This is a genomic window from Azonexus sp. MM2026_4 (genome assembly GCF_055901855.1).
Map to the genome: position 1 here is coordinate 4,265,965 of NZ_CM148380.1, position 23,716 is coordinate 4,289,680.

Below are 23,716 nucleotides of genomic sequence, written 5' to 3' on the forward strand. Positions count from 1 at the left end.
TCACCGCCATGTCCATCGACCTCGTGCGCAACCTGTTCTCGAGCGACACGCGCCTGTACGCGCTGTCCTGGCGGGACGAGGGGATGCCGCAACTGGAAGTCGAATGCTGGTGGGGGCGGGAGAGTCTGTCGGGCGGATTCGAATACGTCATCGACCTCGTCGCGCCGGACGCCCGGCTCGGCCAGTCGCGTTTCCTCGGCAAGGCGCTGGCGCTTGACGTCCGGCTGGCCGACGGCAGCACCTACAAGCGCCACGGCTACGTGCGCTGGGCGGCGACGCTCGACGCCGACGGCGGTTTCGGGCGCTACCGGCTGATCGTCATTCCCTGGCTCTGGCTGACTTCGCGCGGCCGCCATCACCGGGTCTTCCAGGAACGCACCGTGGTCGACATCGTCGACACCGTGTTCGCCGACTACGCCGACATCGCCGCCTGGCAATGGGCCGACGAGGTCGCCGGCTTCCTCGCCGACACCCGGCCGCGCAGCTACTGCGTGCAGTACAACGAATCGGACTACCAGTTCGTCTCCCGCCTGCTCGCCGAGGAAGGCCTGGGCTGGCGCGTCGAAGCCGACGACGCGGCCCCCGGCGGCCACCGCCTGACGATCTTCGCCGACAGCCGCCTGCTGCCGCAGGACCCGGTGTCCGCCAGCGGCCTGCGCTACCACCGCAGCGATTCGCAGGAAGCGCAAGATGCCATCCTCGCCTTCGGCGAACACCGCCGCCTGCTCGCCGCCAAAACCACGCTGCTCTCGCACGACTACAAGGCCAAGCGCGCCATCGCCGCCAGCGTGCCGACGGCGCAGCCGATCGGCGGCGCCAACGCGCCAGCCCTCGAGAACTACGACGACGCCGGCCCCTACGCCTTCGCCAGCCTGGCCGAAGCCGAACGCTACGGGCGGCTGACGATGGAAGCGCACGAAGCCCGCTACCTGACCTGGCTCGGCCGCGGTACCGTGCGCAGCCTCACCGCCGGCACCTGGATCGCCATCGGCGACCTGCCGCGCACCGGCGATCACCGCTACCTGGTCTGCGAAGTGAACCACGCCGGCATCAACAACCTGACCGCCGCCGCCATGGCCCGCCTGGCCGAACGCCTGCGCCTCCCGCAGAACCTCGGCCAGGACGACCCGCTCTCCGGCGGCGACGCCGTCGAACCGGTCGCCGCCCCCGAACGCCTCCCCGCCGAACTCCTCGAACTCGCCCGCGAACGCGGCTACGGCAATAGCTTCACCGGCCTGCACGTCGACCTCCCCTGGCGGCCGGCGCTCACCGACGACACCGGCCTGCGCCTCAACCCGCGCCCCACCGCCCCCGGCCCGATGACCGCCAGCGTCGTCGGCCCCAACGGCGAGCAGAGCCCGAACGGCGCCGACGAAATCTGGTGCGATCGCTACGGCCGGATCAAGATCCGCTTCCCCTGGCAACAAGCCGAACGGCCGGACGACCGCGACAGCTGCTGGATGCGCGTCCTGCAACGCCAGGCCGGCCCCGGCATGGGCTGGCAATGGCTGCCACGGATCGGCCAGGAAGTGCTGATCGACTTCCTGAACGGCGACATGGACCGTCCCTACGTCCTCGGCGCCCTCTACAACGGCAAGGGCGCCGGCGGCGTCCCCGCCACCCCGGGCGGCCGCCCGGGCGAAAGCGACGCCAGCGTCTTCGACCCCGCCACCGACCACCGCCCGGCCGGCCAGGGCAACCTCGCCGGCGGCAACAGCCCCGCCTGGCACGGCGGCGCCAGCCACAGCCACCGCCACCCGGCCGCGCTCGGCGGCTTCAAGAGCAAGGAATTCGGCGGCCAGGGGTTCAACCAGCTAGTGATGGACGACAGTGACCGCCAGCAACGCATCCAGCTCAAGAGCACCCAGCACAGCAGCGAACTCAACCTCGGCCACCTCATCCACCAAGCCGACAACTACCGCGGCAGCTTCCGCGGCACCGGCGTTGAACTCCGCACCGACGCCTGGGGCGCGCTGCGCGGCGGGCGCGGCGTACTGATGAGCACCTGGCCGCTCGCCACCCCCGGCACCCCGGCCGGCGACTTCGCCCCGGGCATGGCCCTGCTCAGGCAAGCCGACACCCTGGCCCGCACCCTCAGTCAGGCGGCGAAGACCCACCGCACCGTCGAACTGTCCAGCGCCATCGGCAGCAACGCCGCCGAACAAAGCGCCATCGACCAACAAGCCGCACCGATCAAGGCCCTGCACACCGTCGCCAGCGGCATGGTCGACGCCAAAGACGAAAACCAGGCGAGCGCCGACGCCCAGGCCAAGACCACGACGGCCGATACCGACAAACGCCCGCACCCGACCGACCCGGCGATCCTGCAAGCCGCCCGCGCCAACTTCGCCCACGTCGCCGGCCAGAACCTGCAATACGCCAACGACGAAACCACCACCTTCGAGAGCGGCGAAGACAGCAACCTCGCCATCGCCGGCAAGGCCCGCCTCCACACCGGCCAGGCCATCGGCCTGGTGGCCGGCGCCATCCGCCCCGGCGAAGGCAACACCGGCATCAAACTGATCGCCGCCAGAGACGACATCGACCTGCAGGCGCAGAGCGATGAAATGAAGTTCCAGGCCAAACAGGACCTGAGGATCGTCTCGGCGAATGCCCACGTTGACTTCGCGGCGGCAAAGAAGATTCATCTGGCGGTGAAGGGCGGGGCTTCAATCACCATCGACGGCGGGATTGCCGTGCAGTGCCCGGGGACGATTACGGTGCATGCAAGCCAGAAGAAGTTCAGTGGGCCGACCAGCTTGCGGCACGAGTTCAAGCAGTTTCCGAGTACTGATTACGATGAGGGCTTCATCGTCACCGACGCACTCACTGGCAAGCCGATCCCCAACTTTGGCTATCGCATCACAACCGAAGGCGGACAGGTGATTCGTGGCAAGACTGATGCAAACGGAGCGACGCAGGTTGTCAGTGCTTCTGCTCTCGAGCAACTGAGAATTGACCCAGACCCCCTCCCCCTGGAAAGACCCGTTATTCCGAAGGTTTGAATCTATGGTAGCTGCCAACAGCAAAACTCCATCCCCCATGGGTATTTCCCATGCCAGCCCGACCAGTTATCTCAAACGCAAGGAAGTTGCTGCCGGTCTTGAGATGCCAGGCATCATCATCTTCGTGCATGGCGTGAATAGTGAAGGAGAGTGGTATGCAGATGCGGAAAAGCATCTGCTGGAAGGATTGAACAAGAGGCTGGGCAGGGGGGATTTGCAGCCGAGGGCGTTCGACGAAGGCGCTGCGCGACCTCAACTCGGCAGCAGCGAAACCTCGCCGATCATCCACTTCTTTTGGGGCTATCGCTCGCCTGATCGCCAGGAGAAGAAATGGAAAGTCCCGCTAAGGGATAGCAGCAAGGCACGAAAATCGGCCTGGGCGAAAAATTACACCCCAAGACCTCCGCTTTACTGGGGCGGCGGCCCCTTCCAGAACGGTTGTAACAACCTACCGCTCCTGTGGTCGGAGCGCGGATTCAGTCGGCGAATCTGGGTTGCTTTCCTACCGATCAACGTGCAAAGCATGAATCCCGAGGTCGATCGACAACTGCAGGACGCCCCGCCACGCAACTATTACGCCCACGCAGCCGGCCGCTTGGCCGATCTCGTGCGCAGGATTCGTGGCAAGTACCCGGCGGATACCATTACCTTGATGGGGCACAGCCAGGGTACGCAGATCGTGCTTGGCGCAATGGCCTTGCTCGAGCCGGAAAACCAGGCGGACGGCGTCATCTTGATGAATGGTCCCTATGCGCTGGAGTCCAAGGTGACCGACAGCCTTGCTCAGGGTAACGATGCCCCGACCGAGAAGGCGCGCCGGAATACCTTCGAAAATATCGTCAAGCATTTCATGAAAGGCCACCGGCCGCTATCGGATGAGCTGATTGCGCAGCTGCGGGTCGGTCTCACGAAGGAAAGGCAAACCTGGACGCCGAAGCAGGCAGGTGAGCGCGACAACACCGGACGTATTTACGTCTATTTCAATCCGCACGATCGGGTAATGGGGAGTACCGCACTGCAAAGCATGGGCTGGCAAGGCTTGCCCGACAGCGTACTGAACAAGTTTCCCGGAACGCTTTATCAGCGCATTCTGGCTCGCACCACGGCCTGTGGCGGGGAACCGGGCAAAGCCTATCTCTGGCCGCGTGATCTGAATGGAAAACCCGGTCCTTTCTGGAACGTGATGAAGAAAACCAAGGGGGTGATCCGCACTGACGTATGGACGACACCCGATCAGAACCAGCAAGTCAGCATCAATGCCGAAGCTGTACCGGAACCTATTGCCGCCGAGGAAATGCTGGGCTTCGATATTCAATCCCAACAATCGAAGCGATGGGAAGAGCACGACGATTATCCTTTTTATCGGGATATTTATGACCGGGAGGAATGGGTCAGGGAAGATGACACCCCTTATGACAACATGCCGCGCTATCGACTGGAAACCCAGGAGGAACTGGAGCAGCGAATCGCCAACTACATTCCCGAGCCGACTGACCACAGCACCTTGCCCAAGCATCAGCAATTCCTCAGCCGAGTCGTCGCTTATGACCTACCGATCGGTTTTTGCCGGAGCCATCAGGACAAGGCATTCTGGAACGAACTCAACCATCTGGCGGACTGGCGGTTATCCGACGCTTACTTCTCGACCGGCAAGTTGAACATTCCTCCCATGCCAGCCCTGATTGACATCGAAACCTACGGCGATCTGCAAAAACAACGAGAGCAGACCGCTGCACTTTGGAACACCCAGAACAAGGATACGGTGCTGACATGAGTAAATTGCTTCTCGGTGGTTTCGTGACCTTAATCGCCGGTTGCGCTTCCGTCGCCTCAATCAGCACCGGCACAGGCGCCATGCCGGTGCATCAGCGCCCCACGTACAACAGCCCGCAACAAGTCATCTACCGGATCGACGAGCACCGTTACATCACCCTGGAAAATTATCGTGACTGCCGGGTTGGCGGAATCATGAAGTGGAATGATAAGCGCAAGAACTTAGAAGTTGAAATGGGGCGCTACAAGAATGAGGGAAAAGGCTTCTGGCCAGGACGTTTCAGTATTGAGCCTGGCGAAACAAAAGTTGCTATTCCGACTTTTGGATGTGGTGAAAAATGGTGCTATTTAACCATTGTTTTTACCAATGATGGTGGTAGAACATGGGATACCTTTCGTGGTATGACGTACTCAAGTAATTCTTTTGAGGATAAAATAGAAAGAAAGAAAGTTATTGATACCGATGTGCGTGTTACCAAGGACGGGTATGTTTATATTTTGCCAATGCATTTGGAATACTATTTCAGAAGGCGTTTTGATGGTTATGAAAATGAAAAACCATGGGGTTTTGGTAGCGGTGAGCGTTGCGAATTAATACGCACCCCAAATATGAGCACTTCAGAACATTTGGCTCTCACAAAAGCTTGTGAAGAATCTCGAAGAAAGAAACCACCATTTCCTCCGTTAGAGCCAGATAGATACGATGAATATGATTTTTCGTCGATTCCTTTTGTCAAAACCCCCTCCAGCCAAGAGCGGTTCACCTGTGACCCGTCGCTGAATCCCGTTGTTGAGGAAGAATAAATCGATAGGCCAGGCCTCCCGAGTTCGACAGTTTGAGCCCCAAAAAGGGCATTTTCGCGAAGTTGCCCACGCAGCCATGCTGCCGCAGGACCCAATCTCCGCCAGCGGCCTGCGCTACCACCGCAGCGATTCGCAGGAAGCCCAGGACGCCATCCTCGCCTTCGGCGAACACCGCCGCCTGCTCGCCGCCAAAACCACGCTGCTCTCGCACGACTACAAGGCCAAGCGCGCCATCGCCAGCAGCGTGCCGACCGCGCAGCCGGTCGGCGGGCCGCATGCGCCGCTTCTCGAGAACTACGACGACGCCGGCCCCTACGCCTTCGCCAGCCTGGCCGAAGCCGAACGCTACGGGCGGCTGACGATGGAAGCGCACGAAGCCCGCTACCTGACCTGGCTCGGCCGCGGCACCGTGCGCAGCCTCGCCGCCGGCACCTGGATCGCCATCGGCGACCTGCCAAGGGCGGGCGATCACCGCTACCTGGTCTGCGAGGTCAGCCACGCCGGCATCAACAACCTGACCGCCGCCGCCATGGCCCGCCTCGCCGAACGCCTGCGCCTCCCGCAGAACCTCGGCCAGGACGACCCGCTCTCCGGCGGCGACGCCGTCGAACCGATCGCCGCGCCGAGCAAAGTCCCTGCCGAACTCCTCGAACTCGCCCGCGAACGCGGCTACGGCAATAGCTTCACCGGCCTGCACGCCAACCTCCCCTGGCGGCCGGCGCTCACCGACGACACCGGCCTACGCCTCAACCCGCGCCCCACCGCCCCCGGCCCGATGATTGCCACCGTCGTCGGCCCCAACGGCGAACAGAGCCCGAACGGCGCCGACGAAATCTGGTGCGACCGCTACGGCCGGATCAAGATCCGCTTCCCCTGGCAACAAGCCGAACGGCCGGACGACCGCGACAGCTGCTGGATGCGCGTCCTGCAACGCCAGGCCGGCCCCGGCATGGGCTGGCAATGGCTGCCGCGCATCGGTCAGGAAGTGCTGATCGACTTCCTGAACGGCGACATGGACCGTCCTTACGTGCTCGGCGCCCTCTACAACGGCAAGGGCGCCGGCGGCGTCCCCGCCACCCCGGGCGGCCGCCCAGGCGAAAGCGACGCCAGCGTCTTCGACCCCGCCACCGACCACCGCCCGGCCGGCCAGGGCAACCTCGCCGGCGGCAACAGCCCCGCCTGGCACGGCGGCGCCAGCCACAGCCACCGCCACCCGGCCGCGCTCGGCGGCTTCAAGAGCAAGGAATTCGGCGGCCAGGGGTTCAACCAGCTAGTGATGGACGACAGCGACCGCCAGCAACGCATCCAGCTCAAGAGCACCCAGCACAGCAGCGAACTCAACCTCGGCCACCTCATCCACCAGGCCGACAACTACCGCGGCAGCTTCCGCGGCACCGGCGTCGAGCTGCGCACCGACGCCTGGGGCGCGCTGCGCGGCGTACTGATGAGCACCTGGCCGCTCGCTACCCCCGGCACCCCAGCCGGCGACTTCGCTCCCGGCATGGCCCTGCTCAGACAAGCCGACACCCTGGCCCGCACCCTCAGCCAGGCGGCGAAGACCCACCGCACCGTCGAACTGTCCAGCGCCATCGGCAGCAACGCCGCCGAACAAAGCGCCATCGACCAACAAGCCGCACCGATCAAGGCCCTGCACACCGTCGCCAGCGGCATGGTCAACGCCAAAGACGAAAACCAGGCCAACGCCGACGCCCAGGCCAAGACCACGACGGCCGATACCGACAAACGCCCGCACCCGACCGACCCGGCGATCCTGCAAGCCGCCCGCGCCAACTTCGCCCACATCGCCGGGCAGAACCTGCAATACGCCAATGACGAAACCACCACCTTCGAGAGCGGCGAAGACAGCAACCTCGCCATCGCCGGCAAGGCCCGCCTCCACACTGGCCAAGCCATCGGTCTGCTGGCCGGCGCCATCCGCCCCGGCGAAGGCAACACCGGCATCAAACTGATCGCCGCCAAAGACGACATCGACCTGCAGGCGCAGAGCGATGAAATGAAGTTCCAGGCCAAACAGGACCTGAAGATCGTCTCCGCCAACGCCCACGTCAACTTCGCGGCGGCGAAGAAGATTCATCTGGCGGTGAAAGGTGGGGCCTCAATCACCATCGACGGCGGCATCACCGTGCAGTGCCCGGGGACGATCACGGTGCATGCGAGCAAGAAGAAGTTCTCGGGGCCGACCAGCTTGAGTCGGGAGATGAATACTTGGCCGACCAGCAGTTTCGACGAGGAGCTTGTCCTGCGCTGGCCGTATGACAACTCGCCCGTTGCCAACAGGCGTTTCGAGATTGCCCGGGCGGACGGCAGTTTGATACGGGGAGTGACCGATGGAAACGGAAGTACCGGACTGCAGAAAAGCCTGTTTCTCGAAAACATACAGTTCCGTTTGTTGCCCGAGGAGTGATTTGCGGTGAGCCAAACGAAAGAGCGCCAAATTCCCGTCAGCTACGACCGGCGCGGCGATCCGCACTGGTCTTCGACCATGAGCACGCCTGACGATTCTCTTGGCGTCTGCCAAATGGTGCCCGACCGCATCATTCCGGTGATCTTCGTGCCTGGCGTGATGGGATCGAACCTCATCAGCAAGGATGGCGCCAAGTGGCTGATGGATTCCCCTGAATCCCTGCTGAAAGGCTGGATCGCCCGGGGGCCGAAAGCTCGCAAGCGCCATTTACGTCCCGAGGTGACGGAGGTCTATGACGGCGGGAAGCTGCCAACGGGCACCGGATATACGGAGGAAGAACTCAAGCGACGGGGCTGGGGCGAAGTGGGTGCATACAGTTATGAGAGCTTCCTCCTCTGGCTGGAAAGCAACCTCAACGACTACGAAAACGCCAAGAACGGCCAGCGTCATAACCTGATCGGCCAAGCTCTGGGGGCGATGACGGGCGAAGAGGCACTGAAGGCCGAAGAAGTCGCCTTGAGCTATCGCTACCGGTTTCCGGTGTTTGCCTGTGGGTACAATTGGCTGGCCAATAATAGAGACTCAGCCAAGCGATTGAGCAAAAAGATCAACGAGGTCATCGCCCGCTACAAAAAAGAAAAAAAGAAGTGCGAGAAGGTCATTATCGTTACTCACTCGATGGGTGGCTTGGTTGCACGCTACTGTTCGGAACTGCTCAAGGATGATGCTGGCGTGCCGATGCGGGACAAGATTTTCGGCATCTCGCACGGCGTCATGCCCACCATCGGCGCAGCGGCAACCTACAAGCGAATGAAAACCGGCGCGGAGATTCCTCCCAGTGATAGTTGGTTCGGAGGAGTCGCCGCCAAGATTACTGCAAAGCTACTGGGCGAAGATGCCGCCGAAATGACGGCAGTGCTGTCTTCAGCCCCCGGTCCGCTGCAATTGCTGCCGACACCGGAATACGGCAATGGCTGGCTGAAGATCAAGGACGGTGCGCAGGAGTACAGCTATCCGACGAATGGCGATCCTTACGGTGAAATCTATATCGTGCGCGGCAAGTGGTGGAGCATGTGCGAAGACACCCTGATCAATCCGCTGAACATCGAATCTGATCCAGCCAAGCGAGAGGCTCAGATCGATAAAGATTGGGGGGCTTTTACGGACATTGTTATTAAATTGGTCAAGCCGTTTCACGAGAAGATGGCAAACCAATTCCACTCAAACTCTTTCGCGTTTTTTGGCAGTGCCGACAAGTTCATGTCCTACGGCTGTGTTGGCTGGAGCAGCAAGCGTAATCCTCGCTCTCTTTTGCTTGCTGGCGCTTCAGGCCCCGTCAACGTGCTCGAGGCAAAACCTGACATAACCATGGGCCGCCGAACGAAGAGTGAGCGTATCGTCCTGTCCAAGCCCGCCGACCAGCGTGACAAGCGGGAACAACTCCGGCTGTTCGCTCTCGATCCGCCAGACGAAAATGGTGACGGCACTGTGCCCCATCGGTCCGGCGTCGCCGCCAGGAGCGGCGTCAAGTCGATTCTTCAGGCTGTCGCGGGGCATGAACCGGCCTACAAGGAGGGACCGGAACTTGACCGGGTGCGCAGTTTCACCCTGCGCGCGATCGTAAAAATTGCTCAAGAAGTCACCAATACCAGCTTGCGTTACGAATGACGGAAACTATGCGAACAACCAGAACAAGGGTTTGCTACGGTGCCTGGCTATTGCTTTGTGCCATAGCGCTTGTCGCTTGCGAGCCGGCTCCCTCACAGATGACTGAACAGGAAGCAGCCAGAATGAAGAAAATCACTCAGAACATGACACCCCGTTGCATCGGTCGCTACCTCATCGACATGCCAGCGGACTTGGTATTGAACAGCCAATTCAACGTGAGCATCGACGATGTCAAAATCGAAATCAGGCCGATGACTCAGTCAGCTTTTGAGATGCAACTCGAGGAGTACGAGAAAAAGTTGCGGCGGGAAACGATGGACGGCGAGCCGGATGTTCCCTACCTGAGGAAGATCGAAGCTGCTCCTCAGGTTCAGTTAGGCAAGGTTTTCAATCGCGCCGAATCGCAAGGCGGGGCTGAATTTGGTCGACTGCTGGAATTGATGGCGTGGCGCGACGGCTATTCGATTCATATGGAAATTAAAGCTAACGATACTTCTGACCAGAAGTATCAAAGCGAGGCTTGGGTAAAAGATTTTCCAACCGATCTTCCCGAAAAACTCGCCCACTTGCTCAGCATGTACGAACGCGTCCGCGGTCGGGCCGACAATGCAGTTCCGACCGAGCAAGGTGTTTGCATCCACAACGGTTTCGTTCTCGGTCCGCCTTCCGACGAAGAAGAGGTTCTGGTTTCCTACCACCTGAAGGACAGCCAGGACGTGTATTTCAGTCTCGAAACCGCTTCCAATTTCCGCGAGGATACGAACCTGCTGGATCGCGGTCGGCAGATCGAAGCTGGTGCTGCCGAGGCCGACGGCCATACGGTGCGCAAGGGCCGCCACGAGGCGCACGGGATCAAGTACGACGAATGGCTGCTGACCGGGAAAACCACCGACCGGGTCAAGGGGCAGCTTTTCACCTTCGAGGCCAACAGCAAGCTCGGTAACGCCAAAGCGCCGATCATCATGATCACCTTCCATAACGGCTACCGGATTCCCGCCGCCCCGAGAACGATGGAGGAGTCGGCGGTCCTGCCGGACATCACGCAGGCTACCTTGAGCGAGGCCGAATCGGTGGCCTTGTGGGACGCGGTCATTCCGACCCTGCGGCCTCGGCCTGGCGCATTTTGATGGGGGCCAGTGGTACCGCCCCTGGTGGGGACAGCGGCTCGACGGGAAGAAGGATTTCTGAACTTTTCACCGGTCCGGCTTGGGTGAAATCTGGGGTCAGGGGAATCCACTAGGTGTATTCCGGCGGTATTCGCGGCTAAGATAGGTGGCATATGAAATCATGCTGCAAGCAATGTGGGGGCGTTGCTTCGGTCATACGGGGACAGTGCGATGGCTTGCGAGCGGGTGTGGGAACCGGAAGGTGTGGTGGCGAAGTATTCCGGTGCGGTCAGCGGCGACGAGTTGCTGGAGTGCGTGCGGCGGATTCAGGCCGATGCGCGTTTCGACGACACCCGTTACGTGATCCACGATCTTTCCGCGATTGATCGCCACGGCATCGGCGAGGCGACGTTGACCGACGTCGCCGTCCTGCATATCGGCGCCGCCGTGTCCTGTCCCAATTGCCGGGTCGTCTTCGTCAGCACGGACAGCGGCCTGGCCGGCAACATCGAGAAGGTCCTGATGTCACCGCTGATGCAATCCTACGAAGTCATGGTGCAGCCGTCGCTGCTCGCCGCCCGCGATTGGCTCGACGAGCAGCCGCAGTTGCTGCGCATCAGCGACATCATGGGCTTTCTCGCCCGCTGAGTTTCCCTATTGCCGGATTTCCCGGTCGTTGCCGGGGGCCGGGTATTCGCCGCTGCTGCGGAAGGGATTGATGTCGAGGCCGCCGCGTCGCGTGTAGCGGGCGTGCACCGCCAGCGCCTCGGGGGCGCAGCGGCGGCGGAGGTCGCAGAAGATGCGCTCGACGCACTGCTCGTGGAATTCGTTGTGGTTGCGGAAGGAAACGATGTAACGCAGCAGCCCGGCGCGGTCGATCGGCCGCCCGCGGTAGCGGATCACCAGCATCGCCCAGTCCGGTTGGCCGGTGACCAGGCAGTTCGACTTCAGCAGGTGCGAATAGAGCGTTTCCTCGACCACCAGCGCGTCCCGCGTGGCGAGCAGTTCCGGCGCCGGCTGGTAGGCGTCGCAGGCGATGTCGAGGTCGTCGAGCAGGATGCCAGCCGGATAGGCGACGGTCGCCGGCGGTTGCCGGTCGAGCGGCGCCAGCTCGACCGTCACCGGCGCGCCGGCGGCGGCCGAAAGATCGGCGCGCAGCGTCGCGGCGACCGTCTCGGCGTCGGCGAAAGCGGTCTGGTTCAGCGAGTTCAGGTAGAGCTTGAAGGACTTCGATTCGATCAGGTTGGGGCTGGTCGCCGGCACCCGGAAGCTGGCGACGGCGACCACCGGCTTGCCGCGCGGATTGAGCCAGGAAACCTCATAGGCATTCCACAGGTCTTCGCCGACGAAGGGCAGGTCGGCGCCGCGCAATCCCAGTTCGTCACGCTTCAACTGGCGCGGGATCGGGTAGAGCAGTTGCGGCGCGTAGTGGCTGCAGTATTCGGTCGGCTTGCCGAGCGGCGAGGCCTGGCTGGGGTCGGGCAGGTTCATGGCGCGGCATTCTACCTGCTGGCGTCGACGACGCCGATGTCCTCGTTCCACAGTTGCGGGCTGGCGGCGATGAAGTCGCGCATCAGGCCGATGCAGGTTTCGTCCTGCAGCACCTCGACGCTGACGCCGCGCGAGCGCAGCAGCTCTTCCTCGCCGAGGAAGGTCCGGTTCTCGCCGACGATGACACGGCGGATGCCGTAGAGCAGGATGGCGCCGCTGCACATGGCGCAGGGCGAGAGCGTGGTGTACAGCGTCGCCGCGCGATAGACGGCGGCCGGCTGGCGGCCGGCGTTCTCGAAAGCGTCCATCTCGCCGTGCCGGATGGCGCTGCCCTGCTGCACCCGGCGATTGTGGCCACGGCCGATGATCCGCCCGTCGTGCACGATCACCGAGCCGATCGGGATGCCGCCTTCGGCCAGTCCCTGGCGCGCTTCGTCGATGGCTGCCTGCATGAATGGGTCCATGGTTCCTCCGTCTGTGTGGGCTGTGCGCGACATTTTGCCCGAGCTGGGCTCGGGAAGCTTGTCAGTTTTGATATTTGTCAAACGCCGTACTTATTACCAAAGTAGCATATGACTCCAATTGCCTTGTCGTGGATGCCATGTTTCCGTTGCACCGTCTTCTTGTCCTGCTTGCCTTGCTGCTGAGCATCCTGCCGGTTGCCGCCGATGACGTGGTCAAGGTCGGCGTCCTCGCCTTCCGGCCCAAGCCGCAGACGCTGCAGCAATGGCAACCGCTGGCGGCGGCGCTGCAGGCGCGGATGCCGGGGCGGCAATTCGAAGTGCAGGTGTTCACCTATCCCGAACTCAACGCCGCGGTGGCCGCCCGCCAGCTCGATTTCGTGCTGACCAATCCCGGTCACTACGTGCTGCTCAGCCGCCGCTTCGCCTTGTCGTCGCCGATCGCCACCCTGCTCAACAGTGGTCCGGGCGGCGCCAACCTGGGGACTTTCGGCGGCGTCATCATCACCCGTGCCGATTCGCCGGTGCAGACGCTGGCCGATGTCCGCGGCCGCCGCATTGCCGCCGTCGATATCGAATCGCTCGGCGGTTACCAGATCCAGGCCTACGAACTGAAGGAAAGCGGCCAGCCGCTGCCGCGGCGGGAACAGATGGTGTTGACCGGGACGCCGCACGACAAGGTGATCGCGGCAGTGCTCGACGGCAGCGCCGAGGTCGGCTTCGTGCGCACCGGCGTGCTCGAGAAATCGATCGCCGAAGGCCGCCTGGACGCCCGCCGGATCAGGATCGTCAATCCGCAGCGCGTGCCATCGTTTCCGCTCGGCCTGTCAACCCGCCTCTACCCGGAATGGCCGTTCGCCGCGCTGCATCATGTCGACGCCGAGCTCTCCGGCCATGTCGCCGCGGCGCTGCTGACCCTGGGCGACACGCCGGCGGTATTGCAGGCGATGAACATCCGGGGCTTCGTCATCCCGGTCGATTATTCGCCGGTGGTCGATCTGCTGCGCAGCCTGCGCATGCCGCCCTTCGACGTGCAGCCCGAAGTGACGCTGGCCGACATCGTCAGCCAGTACCGCGGCGAACTGCTGACCATCGTCGGCGGCCTGCTGCTGATCCTGATCCTCTATGCCCGCCTGCTGCAGACGCAACGGCAACTGCGGCAAAGGAACCAGGCCATGTCCAGCATCCTCTGGGGCACCGGCGTCGGCACCTGGGAATGGAACGTGCAGACCGGCGAAACCCGCTTCAACGAGCGCTGGGCGGCGATCCTCGGCTATACCCTGGCCGAGCTGCAACCGACCACCATCGACACCTGGAACGCGCGCCTGCATCCGGAAGACGCGCAGCGCTCGGCGGAGCAGTTGCGCTGCCATTTCGCCGGCGATTGCGAGCACTACGAATGCGAGGTCCGGGTCCGCCACAAGGACGGGCACTGGGTCTGGATCATGGACCGCGGCCGGGTCACCGTCCGCGACCGCGACGGCAAGCCGCTGTGGATGGCGGGCACCCATCTCGAAATCGGCAAGCGCAAGGCGGCCGAGGAAAAGCTCGCGCATTACCAGCAGAACCTCGAACGCCTGGTCGATCAGCGCACCCGCGACCTGTCGCTCGCCAAGGAAGCGGCGGAAGCCGCCAGCCGGGCCAAGACCGCCTTCCTGGCCAACGTCAGCCACGAGTTGCGGACGCCGATGCACGGCATCATGGGCATGCTGACGCTGGTCATGCGGCGCACCAGCGACGAGAAAAGCCTGAAGAACCTGCAGGTTGCCGAAGCCTCGGCCCGCCGTCTGCTTGGCGTGGTCAGCAACGTGCTCGACATCGCCCGCCTGGAAGGCGACAAGCTGAGCCTGGAGGCGCAGCCCTTCGATCTCGGCAGCGTCGGCGACAGCCTGCAGGCGACGGTCGCCGAGCAGATCGCCGCCAAGGGCCTCAAGTTCACCCTCGAACTGGCGCCCGCCTTGCAGCGGCAGACCCTGAGCGGCGACCGGGTGCGTCTCGAGCAGGTGCTCCTCAACCTGCTCGGCAACGCGCTGACCTACACCAGCCAGGGCGGCATCGACCTGCTGATCAGCCCGGTGGCCGAGGATGCGGCGGCGATCGACATCCACTTCGCCGTCCGCGACACCGGCGTCGGCATCCCGGAAAAGGACCAGGGGCGGATCTTCCAGGCCTTCGAGCAGGGCGACAATTCGATGACCCGGCAGTACGGCGGCACCGGCCTCGGCCTGGCCATCAGCCACCGCCTCGTGCGCCTGATGGGCGGCGAGATGCACGTCGTCAGCCAGGCCGGCGCCGGCAGCATCTTCTCCTTCACCTTGCGCTTTCCGAAGGCCGGGGCAGTCCAGGAAACGGTGCTCGCCATCCCGGCCTGAGCCGGCGGGCTGGCCGGGTAGCGGGCGCTTCGGTTAGGATGTGGCGATCCCCACTGCCGGAGCCGCGACGATGAACCCCACCACCGATGACGCGCTGGCCTTCGCCTGCCGCATGCCGAAGGCCGAACTCCACCTGCATATCGAAGGCTCGCTCGAACCCGGGCTCGCCTTCGCGCTTGCCCGCCGCAACGGCATCGTCCTGCCTTATGCCGACGAAGCGGCGCTCGCCGCCGCCTACGATTTCGACAGCCTGCAGTCCTTCCTCGACCTCTACTACGCCTGCGCCGACGTTCTGCGCACGGCGGCCGATTTCCGCGACCTGATGCTCGCCTACCTGGAACGCGCCGCCGCCGACCACATCGTCCACGCCGAAATCTTCTTCGACCCGCAGACGCACACCGCGCGCGGCATCGCCATCGGCGAGGTGATCGAGGGCCTGCACGCCGGCATCGAGGAAGGCCGGGCGCGCTGGGGCATCGACGCCAGCCTGATCCTCTGCTTCCTGCGCCACCTCTCCGAGGACGACGGCTTCGCCACACTGGCCGAAGCCGAACCCTGGCTCGACCGGATTGCCGGCTTCGGCCTCGATTCGTCGGAAAAGGGCCACCCGCCGGCCAAGTTCGAACGCCTGTTCGCCCGCTGCCGGGCGCTCGGCAAGCCGGTCGTCGCCCATGCCGGCGAGGAAGGCCCGGCGGCCTATGTGGTCGAAGCGCTCGATTTGCTCGGCGCGGCGCGCATCGACCACGGCGTGCGCTCGGTCGAAGACCCGGCGCTGGTCGACCGACTGGTGCGCGAAGCCGTGCCGCTCACCGTCTGCCCGCTCTCCAACTTGCGCCTCTGCGTCTTCCCGGAAATGCCCCGCCACACCTTGCCGCAACTGCTCGCGGCGGGCGCCCGGGTCACCGTCAATAGCGACGACCCGGCCTATTTCGGCGGCTACCTCAACGACAACATCCGCGCCCTGCAGGCCGCCTTCCATTTCGACAAGGCCGCCTGGTACCGCATCGCCCGCAACAGCTTCGAGGCGAGCTTCGCCAGCGAGGCGCAGAAGGCGGCCTGGATCGCCAGCCTCGACGCCTGTCTGGCGGAAAGCGCCTGAGGCGAGGCTAAAGCACCACCTGCGAACCGAGTTCGATCACCCGGTTCGACGGAATCCGGAAGAAGGCCATTGCGCTGCTCGCGTTGCGGAACAGCGCGACGAAGAGCAGGGCGCGCCAGTAGGCCATGCCCGAGCCGAATTTGGGAATCAGCGTCTCGCGGCCGAGGAAGAACGAGGTTTCCATCATCTCGATGTCTAGCCCCTGCCCGGCGCACAGCGTCAGCGCCTGCGGAATGTCGGGCTCGTCCTTGAAACCGTAATGGATGATCACCTGGCTGAAGTTGCCGGCCAGGCGGCGCACCGTGACGCGCTCTTCGGCGGCGACGAAAGGCACCTCGCTGACCCGGACGCTGAGGATCACCACCTGCTCGTGCAGCACCTTGTAATGCTTCAGGCTGTGCAGCAGCGCGTGCGGCACGTTGTCCGGGTTGGTAGTCAGGAAGACCGCCGTGCCCGGCACCCGCTGCGGGCCGTTGCCGGCAATCGCGGCGAGGAAGGAAGCGAGTTCCATCGCTTCGTCGGCCAGCCGGCGGGCAAGCAGCTCGCGGCCGCGCTTCCAGGTCGTCAGCAGGGTGAATACGGCCAGCCCGAAAGCCAGCGGGAACCAGCCGCCCTCCGGAATCTTGGTCGAATTGGCGAGGAAGAAGCCGAGGTCGATGACGATGAAGGGCAGGGCGCCCAGGCAGGCGCGCAGCGGGTGCCAGTGCCAGAGGCGGACGGCGACGGCGATGGCGAGCAGGTTGGTGATCAGCATGGTGCCGGTGACGGCGATGCCGTAGGCCGCCGCCAGCCGCGACGAGGAGCCGAAACCGACGACCAGCGCGACGATCGCCGCGAGCAGCAGCCAGTTGATCGCCGGCAGGTAGATCTGGCCGATCTCGCTGCTCGACGTGTGCTGGATCTGCAGGCGCGGCGCGTAACCGAGCTGGATCGCCTGCTGGGTGATCGAAAAGGCGCCGGAAATCACCGCCTGCGAAGCGATCACCGTCGCCACCGTGGCCAGCAGCACCAGCGGGTAGCGCGCCCAATCCGGCGCCAGCAGGTAGAAAGGGTTCTCGATTGCCGCCGGATCGGCCAGCAGCAGGGCGCCCTGGCCGAAATAATTGACCACCAGCGCCGGCATCACGTAAGCCAGCCAGGCGTAACGGATCGGTCGCGCCCCGAAATGCCCCATGTCGGCGTAAAGCGCCTCGGCGCCGGTGATGCAGAGCACCACCGCGCCCAGCGCGAGGAAACCGAGGCGGCCGTTGCCGGCCAGGAATTCCAGCGCGTGCAGCGGATTGACCGCCGCCAGCACTGCCGGATGGGCGGCGATCGCCAGGCCGCCGAGCAGCGTCAGCACCGCGAACCAGAGCAGCATCACCGGCCCGAACAGGGCGCCGATGCTGGCCGTGCCGCGGCGCTGGAAAACGAACAGGCCGACCAGGATAAGCAGGGCGATCGGCTGCACCCAGGGCGAAAACGCCGGAGTGATGATCTCCAGCCCCTCGACCGCCGACAGCACCGAAATCGCCGGGGTGATCACGCCGTCGCCGTAGAACAGCGCGGCGCCGAACAGCCCCAGCATGACCAGCAGCTTCTGCCACCGGCTACCCGGCCGCCCCTGCTGCAGCGCCAGCGTCATCAAGGCGATGATGCCGCCTTCGCCCTTGTTGTTGGCGCGCATGATGAAGGCGACGTACTTCAGCGTGACGACGACGATCAGCGACCACAGGAACAGCGACAGGATGCCGAGCACGTTGTCCGGCGTGATCGGCACCGGATGGTGGCTGCCGCCGAAGACTTCCTTGAGCGCGTAAAGCGGGCTGGTGCCGATGTCGCCATAGACGATGCCGAGCGCCGCCAGGGTCAGCGTCGCCAGACGCTTGTTGTCGTTTTCCGGGTGCATGGTTTCCCTCCTGCGAACGGAAGATGCTGCCCACGCCGGCCCCCGCCGACGCGATCGCGGGGCATTGCCACCCCGTGACGGCGGCTATTCTGGCGATTGCGGAATATAAATGTTGTAAAGATTGGGGGCTGGTCGGCCTGAACGGCCATTGGCCCGATGGGCGGCGTCGGGCGGCAAGGTGGTGCTTACCTGCCGTTCTCCATCTGAAGGCCACGCGTCCCGAGCTGCTCTCTCGGTTCTGAGAGGCCGCTGATGATCTAGCTCTACTTGCTCAAATTTGATGAGATTATGAGGAGATAGCTCTTGTCTCTGGCTGGGTTGATAAGTTAGAGATAAGATGAGGCTTCTTCATCAAATTTGAGCAAGTGGAGAAGTTAGCCATGGCCAAGTACGACCTCAAAAATCAAATCCTCGCCTACCTTCAGCAGCAATCGGTCGTTGGCGTGGAGAGCTGCGGGCCTGAAGCCATCACTGCCAACGTCGAGGCCAGCCGGCCGACGGTCAATCGTTACCTGGCGAGGATGCTGGCGGCTGGAGAAGTCAGAAAAGTCGGCGCTGGTCCGGCCACTCGCTACGCACTGCCAGCTGGCGTCGCAACTGCTGCTCCTGGCGGTCAGGTCGGGTATGTGCCACAACCCGCTATTGTTCCGCTTGGCGCCGGCTTCCGGTTTTCCCCAGACCGCCAGCCTCTCATCGCCGAGCTGAGCGCGCCTATCGGCACCCGCAAGCCGGTGACTTATCAGCGGGCCTTCGTCGAGCGCTATGTGCCGAACGAAAGCTCGCTCATGCCGCCGGCGCTCGCGGCCGACTTGTTTGCGCGGGGGCGCGCACGCGGCCAGCAGCCGGCGGGGACGTATGCCCGCAAGGTTCTTGAGCAGCTACTGATAGACCTCTCGTGGCACTCGTCTCGCTTGGAAGGCAACCGCAAGAGCCTGCTGGATACGCAGGAACTCTTCGCTCGGGGGCAGAGCGATGCCGACGACGTCGATGCGCTGATGCTCCTCAATCACAAGGAAGCGATCGAGTTTGTCGTTGATGCGGTGCCTGAGTACGGCATCACGGAAGCGGTCGTCCGGAACATTCAAGCGCTGTTGATGCAAGGCCTGCTCTCGCACCCGGATGGCCTGGGGAAAGCACGGCGTAGCGTCGTCACCATAAGCGACTCGGTCTACGTGCCGATGCAGATGCCGCAAATTCTGGACGAGATGCTCGCGCTCCTGGTTGAAAAGGTGCGCAACATCAAGAACCCGATTGAAGCGGCCTTCTTCTTGTGGGTGAACATCGCCTATCTGCAGCCATTTGAAGATGGCAACAAGCGGGCTTCGCGTCTGTGTGCCAACCTGCCCTTGCTCCTCCAGAACTGCGCGCCGCTTTCATTCCTTGATGTCGAGCCGGCCGACTACGCCATGGCGATACTCGGGGTCTACGAGAAGCAGGATGTCAGCTTGGCTGCCGAACTATTCGCATGGACCTACCAGCGCTCGATCACGAAGTACGCGGTCATTCTCGATTCGATGGGGGCGCCAGACCTGTTCCGGCAAAGGTACCGCGAACTGTTGGGGGAAGGGGTTCGCCGGGTGGTTGCCGACGGCGCCACGATAGAAGCCGCAGTGCAAGCGCTGGAGCCACCCTTTGCAGACCGGACGGCCTTCCTGGAACTCCTGCGTCAGGAACTCTCGCACCTGGAAGCGTACAACTGCGCGCGGTACCGGCTCGGGATTCGGCTGACCGAGGGCTGGATCAAGGCCGGCCGGCCAGGGCTATAAAGTGGAGAGAGGCCGAGCACCGCCAGGGGCAGCGTCGCCAGACGCCTGTTGTCGTTTTCCGGGTGCATGGTTTCCCTCCTGCGTGTGGAAGATGCAGCCCGTGCCGGCCCCCGTAGATGCTGTCGGGGGCTGTGCCACCCTGTGACGGCAGCCATTCTGGTAATTGCGGAATATAAATGTCGTAAAGATTGGGGGCGGCTGATTGGCCTTTGCTGACATTCAACTCCATCGCAAACTCCGTCTGTTTAGCCCGGTAAAGCAGTCCTCGCACGTGTCCACGAAAGTCGGGGCGATTCATAGCTGCAATTCGTCAACTGCGGATTCTCGGTCACCCAGGGCTTGGGTGATCGGAGCCAAAACGGCCTGACCGACCACTGCTGCGCCAGGCCCCTCGCCTAACAGTTTGGCAATGCGGCGCTCGTCGAGGCAGCCAGCCTTGATGTCCTCCCGCATTTGCTCGGCTAATGCGCTCTTAGCGAGAGCTAGCGTTGCATTCGCCATAGGCGAAAGCCCGTTGGCTGAACTCGGATCGTGGGCAGTCATCGCGTCGATCGTCGGCCCGAGCGCGGGGAGCAACTCGACCGGAAGTCGCGCCTTGAAGCCTTGCAACACCCACTTGGCCATGTTCAACACGCGCTGCGCCTGCCCATCGATCAAACGATCTACGAGCTGCTCGCCTTCAAACTCCGGCAGGGTCGAATAGGCGGTAAGCTCAGCATGCATCTTGGCGGCTGACTTGGCCAAGGAATGAGCCTCAATTTTGCGTATCAAGTCCGTGAACACTACCGCCTGGCTCCCACTGGATATCGCGGCGGCCAGGCCTCTCGTTGGCTGAGCCGGCACGGCCACTCGGGCGATGGCCGAGGCAGACTCGACCTTCTTGATGTCGTTGGGCGGATGCTCTGCCATCGGGTCGATTTCCACTGTCACGGTCTTAGTCGCGGTACCCACGCTCACCGTCCCAAAGCACATGCCGAAGTGAATCGACGAGAACAGCGAGATGCGCCCGAAGATTTGCCCATCCGACGCATCGACCCCCACCGTCACGCGATGGCCAAACTCAAAGACATTAGGCGTCGAGTCGGGTTGCGGCTCGAAATCCCACCAGACTGGCGCCTGTCCGCCCCAAGGCGCGAGCGCGGCTTCGAGCGCTTGGCGCGCCTGCTCCAACCGCGGATCGGCCGGTCCATTCGTAGCCTCGCCACAACCGCCTCGAATCTGGGCGAGGGATGCGATAGCCTGCGTGTAGGCGATGAACTGCGCCACGTCGCCGGAACGCGCCAACTCTGGGAACTCCTGGGCCAAGAAGGTCTGTGTGATATAAGCCACCGCGCCGAGGCCGCACGGTCCCCCAAAGCACCGCTGGTGGTGGACTTCCCCTAAGAAATAAGGCTGCTCCTGCGCCTTTTGCAGCGGCGCCACGTTGAGACCATTGGCCTTTTGCTCTGCCAGCCACTGCTTCATCGCCTCTCGGTTGGGGAACGACATCTTCATGAGCACGCCGTTTCCCGCTGGCTCTTGGGAGATGACGCGCGGCGCTGTGAAGACGCTTTCCTTGGCTGAGAGCCTCAGTTCCTCGCCACTCTTCGCATCGCGGGCAAGCACGCTTTTGACATCCTTGGAATGATCGGGGACTACGCCCAACATGGCATTGAGGACATCCACTTGATTGGCCAATTCCGTAACCAGGCTGGAATAACCATTGTCATGCTTTGTGCAGTAGATTTTCCTGTTGATTCGCCGCCCGCCGAGCGCTGCCGGAAAGACGTGTTCGCCCGAGCCCGCAACCTGACCGCACACGATGCAAGTATTCGCCATCTCGCCCCCCTAGATTGTTCTATGTGGCTCCAATTTCCAGCATCATAATCCAGGCCTTGGTGGCGAACCCTATCGGAATATTTTGCCGCGGCGCCAGGCGTCGAGGGCACGACTTTCCCTTGCATGACCGTAGGTCAGGGGCGTGGGGATGCCTAAGACGCCCATCAAGTTCGGAGCGAGTCCGGAATTTTGTATACAGCAGTCATTGCCATTTCGATCAATGAAAGACTGCTATGGCAGAAATCCGGTCTTATCTGAGTCTCGCTTAATTGTTCAGTAGCAAACCGCTTAAAAGTTCGGGCAGCGCTTACTCCCACCGCTCACGGCATTCCCAGTTGGTCATACACCGCCGTCGCCACCCGGGCGAGTTGGGCCTTGTCGATGCCGCCGGAGAGGGCGTAGCCGAAGCGGCCGTCGATCCAGTAGAAGACGTTGATCTCGCCTTCGCGGGCGAAGCGGAAGCCGGTTTCCGGCTTGCCGGAGAATTCGCCGGAGAGGTAGAGGGTGAGGCGTTCGCCGTTTGCCGCCTGGTACATGAACTGGGCGACCGGGCCGCTGCCGCCGGGGAGCAGGCGGCCGCCGACCAGGCTGAAGCCCTGGTTGCCCAGGTGGGGTACGCGCACGGCGCTGCCCAGTCGTTTCGACAGCCAGCGCACCAGAAGGTCTTCCTGATCGGCGGCGATTTCCACCGGGCGGCGCGGGTCGGGGCTGTAGACGACGTGGGCGACGGCGGCCCGGCGCGACAGTTCGGGCAGGCCGGCCAGCGTCGGCTCGGGTTGCCAGCGGGCGTGGCCGAGCCAGCCGGCGCTGGCGCCGAGCAGCAGGAGGGCGATGCCGGCGGCCAGTTGCGGCAGGCGCCAGCGCTGCCAGAGTGCTGCGTTGGCCGCCGGGGCGGCGGTGAGGCGGCTCAGGGCGGGCGGCAGGGGTTCGTCGAGCAGCGGGTCGAAGGCTGCGTGCAGGGCCTGCCGCTGGGTTTCGTAGTGGGCCAGGCGGGCGGCGGCCTGCGGATCGTCGCGCAGATGCGCGGCGATCTCGGCCAGCCGCTCGGGCGACAGTTCGCCGTCCAGGTAGGCATGCAGTTCGGTTTCGCTGACGACCGGGGAATTCATTTGACGACTCGCAGGCGGGAGGAGGGTTGGGGTTCGTCGAGCAACTGGCGCAGGCGTTCGCGGCCGCGCGCCAGGCGCGACATGACGGTACCGGGCGGGATGCCCAGGGCGGTGGCGACTTCGCCGTAGCTCATCTCTTCCAGCGAAACCAGCAGCAGCACCTGGCGCTGTTCTTCCGGCAGGCGGGCGAGCGCGGCGTCGAGCGCCATGACGTCGAGGCGGTCGCCTTGCGTCGCACGGGTGGCGACTTCGGCGGCGTCGTCGAGCGGATAGAGCGGCGGCACGTTACGCCGGTACTGGTCGATGCGCAGGTTGTGCATGATGCCGAACAGCCAGGGCCGCAGCGCGGTGCCGGGGCGCCATTGGGCGGCGTTCGCCCAGGCCCGTTCCAGGGTGTCCTGGACGAGGTCGTCGGCGCCCGCCCGGTCGCCCACCAGCGCCCGCGCGTAGCGGCGCAGGCGGGGCAGTTCGGCGAGCAGGGCCTGGCTGTCGAGCTGGTTCAAGGCTCAGGGCTCAGGATTCAGGGCCGGGCGACGCGCCAGACCTTGTTGAAGCCGTCGCCGCTGCGGTCGCCGGGCTTCTGGTCCTTGACCCAGTAGTACAGCGGCTTGCCGCGGAAGGCCCATTGCTTCCTGCCGTCGTCGCGGCTGACGATGCTGTAGTCGCCGCTGGCGGTGTCGCCGTCGGCGGCGTAGAGCGGCGGCCAGTTGTTGGCGCAGGGGCCGTTGCAGACGCTCTTGCCGCTGCCGGCGACATCCTTGTCGAAGGTGTACAGGGTCATGCCGTTGCTGCCGGTCAGTACGTCGCCGCTGACCATGGCGGGGCGCGCGGCGTAGCCGGCGCAGGCGGTGAGGGTGGCGGCCAGGAGCAGGGCGGCGGCGGTCGGGAGGGTTTTCATGTGGGTTCTCCGTTTCGGGTTGGGGTAACTGGG

17 protein-coding genes are annotated in these 23,716 nt (G+C 63.7%); 10 read left to right on the forward strand and 7 right to left on the reverse strand.

The window, feature by feature from the left end; all coding sequences use genetic code 11:
• The first annotated feature begins 8 nt into the window (after positions 1-8).
• The 7 genes from AC0KWY_RS20205 (at position 9) to AC0KWY_RS20235 (ending at position 11,429) form a co-directional block, all read left to right on the forward strand.
• Positions 9-3,005, forward strand: a complete 2,997-nt coding sequence (locus AC0KWY_RS20205; protein ID WP_474027282.1) for a type VI secretion system Vgr family protein — start codon at positions 9-11, stop codon at positions 3,003-3,005.
• A gap of 4 nt (positions 3,006-3,009) precedes the next feature.
• Positions 3,010-4,779: a T6SS effector phospholipase Tle3 domain-containing protein gene (locus AC0KWY_RS20210; protein WP_474027283.1), complete on the forward strand. Its 1,770-nt coding sequence runs from the start codon at positions 3,010-3,012 to the stop codon at positions 4,777-4,779.
• Complete coding sequence (locus AC0KWY_RS20215; RefSeq protein ID WP_474027284.1) at positions 4,776-5,582, forward strand: T6SS immunity protein Tli3 family protein; 807 nt, start codon at positions 4,776-4,778, stop codon at positions 5,580-5,582. The genes AC0KWY_RS20210 and AC0KWY_RS20215 overlap by 4 nt, the downstream gene beginning before the upstream one ends.
• Before the next feature lie 76 nt (positions 5,583-5,658).
• Positions 5,659-8,007 carry a type VI secretion system Vgr family protein gene (locus tag AC0KWY_RS20220; RefSeq protein WP_474027285.1) on the forward strand — a complete coding sequence of 783 codons (2,349 nt, stop codon included), beginning with the start codon at positions 5,659-5,661 and terminating at the stop codon, positions 8,005-8,007.
• 6 nt (positions 8,008-8,013) lie between these two features.
• Positions 8,014-9,675, forward strand: coding sequence for an esterase/lipase family protein (locus AC0KWY_RS20225; protein ID WP_474027286.1), 1,662 nt, complete (start codon positions 8,014-8,016; stop codon positions 9,673-9,675).
• 122 nt (positions 9,676-9,797) lie between these two features.
• A complete protein-coding gene (locus AC0KWY_RS20230) occupies positions 9,798-10,802 on the forward strand; it encodes a T6SS immunity protein Tli4 family protein (RefSeq protein ID WP_474027287.1) in 1,005 nt (334 codons plus the stop codon).
• A gap of 246 nt (positions 10,803-11,048) precedes the next feature.
• On the forward strand, positions 11,049-11,429 hold the full coding sequence (locus tag AC0KWY_RS20235; RefSeq protein WP_474027288.1) for a hypothetical protein: 381 nt from the start codon (positions 11,049-11,051) through the stop codon (positions 11,427-11,429).
• 6 nt (positions 11,430-11,435) lie between these two features.
• Here AC0KWY_RS20235 and queF read toward each other — a convergent pair whose 3' ends face one another.
• A complete protein-coding gene (gene queF, locus AC0KWY_RS20240; protein WP_474027289.1) occupies positions 11,436-12,272 on the reverse strand; it encodes an NADPH-dependent 7-cyano-7-deazaguanine reductase QueF in 837 nt (278 codons plus the stop codon).
• A gap of 11 nt (positions 12,273-12,283) precedes the next feature.
• Positions 12,284-12,736 (reverse strand): nucleoside deaminase, encoded by a 453-nt coding sequence (locus tag AC0KWY_RS20245; protein WP_474027290.1) that lies wholly within the window; start codon positions 12,734-12,736, stop codon positions 12,284-12,286.
• A 137-nt stretch (positions 12,737-12,873) separates the two neighbouring features.
• On the opposite strand from AC0KWY_RS20245, the gene AC0KWY_RS20250 reads away from it, so the two are divergent.
• Positions 12,874-15,105 carry a PhnD/SsuA/transferrin family substrate-binding protein gene (locus tag AC0KWY_RS20250; protein ID WP_474027291.1) on the forward strand — a complete coding sequence of 744 codons (2,232 nt, stop codon included), beginning with the start codon at positions 12,874-12,876 and terminating at the stop codon, positions 15,103-15,105.
• Positions 15,106-15,175: 70 nt separating this feature from the next.
• The gene (locus tag AC0KWY_RS20255; protein WP_474027292.1) at positions 15,176-16,204 is read left to right on the forward strand and encodes an adenosine deaminase; all 1,029 of its coding nucleotides are present in this window, start codon (positions 15,176-15,178) and stop codon (positions 16,202-16,204) included.
• Positions 16,205-16,211: 7 nt separating this feature from the next.
• On the opposite strand, the gene AC0KWY_RS20260 is transcribed toward AC0KWY_RS20255, so the two are convergent.
• On the reverse strand, positions 16,212-18,092 hold the full coding sequence (locus AC0KWY_RS20260) for a potassium transporter Kup (RefSeq protein ID WP_474027293.1): 1,881 nt from the start codon (positions 18,090-18,092) through the stop codon (positions 16,212-16,214).
• Between the two features lie 380 nt (positions 18,093-18,472).
• On the opposite strand from AC0KWY_RS20260, the gene AC0KWY_RS20265 reads away from it, so the two are divergent.
• Positions 18,473-19,858 carry a Fic family protein gene (locus AC0KWY_RS20265; protein ID WP_474027294.1) on the forward strand — a complete coding sequence of 462 codons (1,386 nt, stop codon included), beginning with the start codon at positions 18,473-18,475 and terminating at the stop codon, positions 19,856-19,858.
• Between the two features lie 294 nt (positions 19,859-20,152).
• On the opposite strand, the gene AC0KWY_RS20270 is transcribed toward AC0KWY_RS20265, so the two are convergent.
• The 4 genes from AC0KWY_RS20270 to AC0KWY_RS20285 form a co-directional block, all read right to left on the reverse strand.
• The gene (locus AC0KWY_RS20270; RefSeq protein WP_474027295.1) at positions 20,153-21,676 is read right to left on the reverse strand and encodes a hypothetical protein; all 1,524 of its coding nucleotides are present in this window, start codon (positions 21,674-21,676) and stop codon (positions 20,153-20,155) included.
• 320 nt (positions 21,677-21,996) lie between these two features.
• Positions 21,997-22,785: an anti-sigma factor family protein gene (locus AC0KWY_RS20275; RefSeq protein WP_474027296.1), complete on the reverse strand. Its 789-nt coding sequence runs from the start codon at positions 22,783-22,785 to the stop codon at positions 21,997-21,999.
• A complete protein-coding gene (locus AC0KWY_RS20280; protein ID WP_474027297.1) occupies positions 22,782-23,288 on the reverse strand; it encodes an RNA polymerase sigma factor in 507 nt (168 codons plus the stop codon). The genes AC0KWY_RS20275 and AC0KWY_RS20280 overlap by 4 nt, the downstream gene beginning before the upstream one ends.
• Positions 23,289-23,305: 17 nt before the next feature.
• Positions 23,306-23,683 carry a COG4315 family predicted lipoprotein gene (locus AC0KWY_RS20285; protein WP_474027298.1) on the reverse strand — a complete coding sequence of 126 codons (378 nt, stop codon included), beginning with the start codon at positions 23,681-23,683 and terminating at the stop codon, positions 23,306-23,308.
• Between the last annotated feature and the right edge of the window lie 33 nt (positions 23,684-23,716).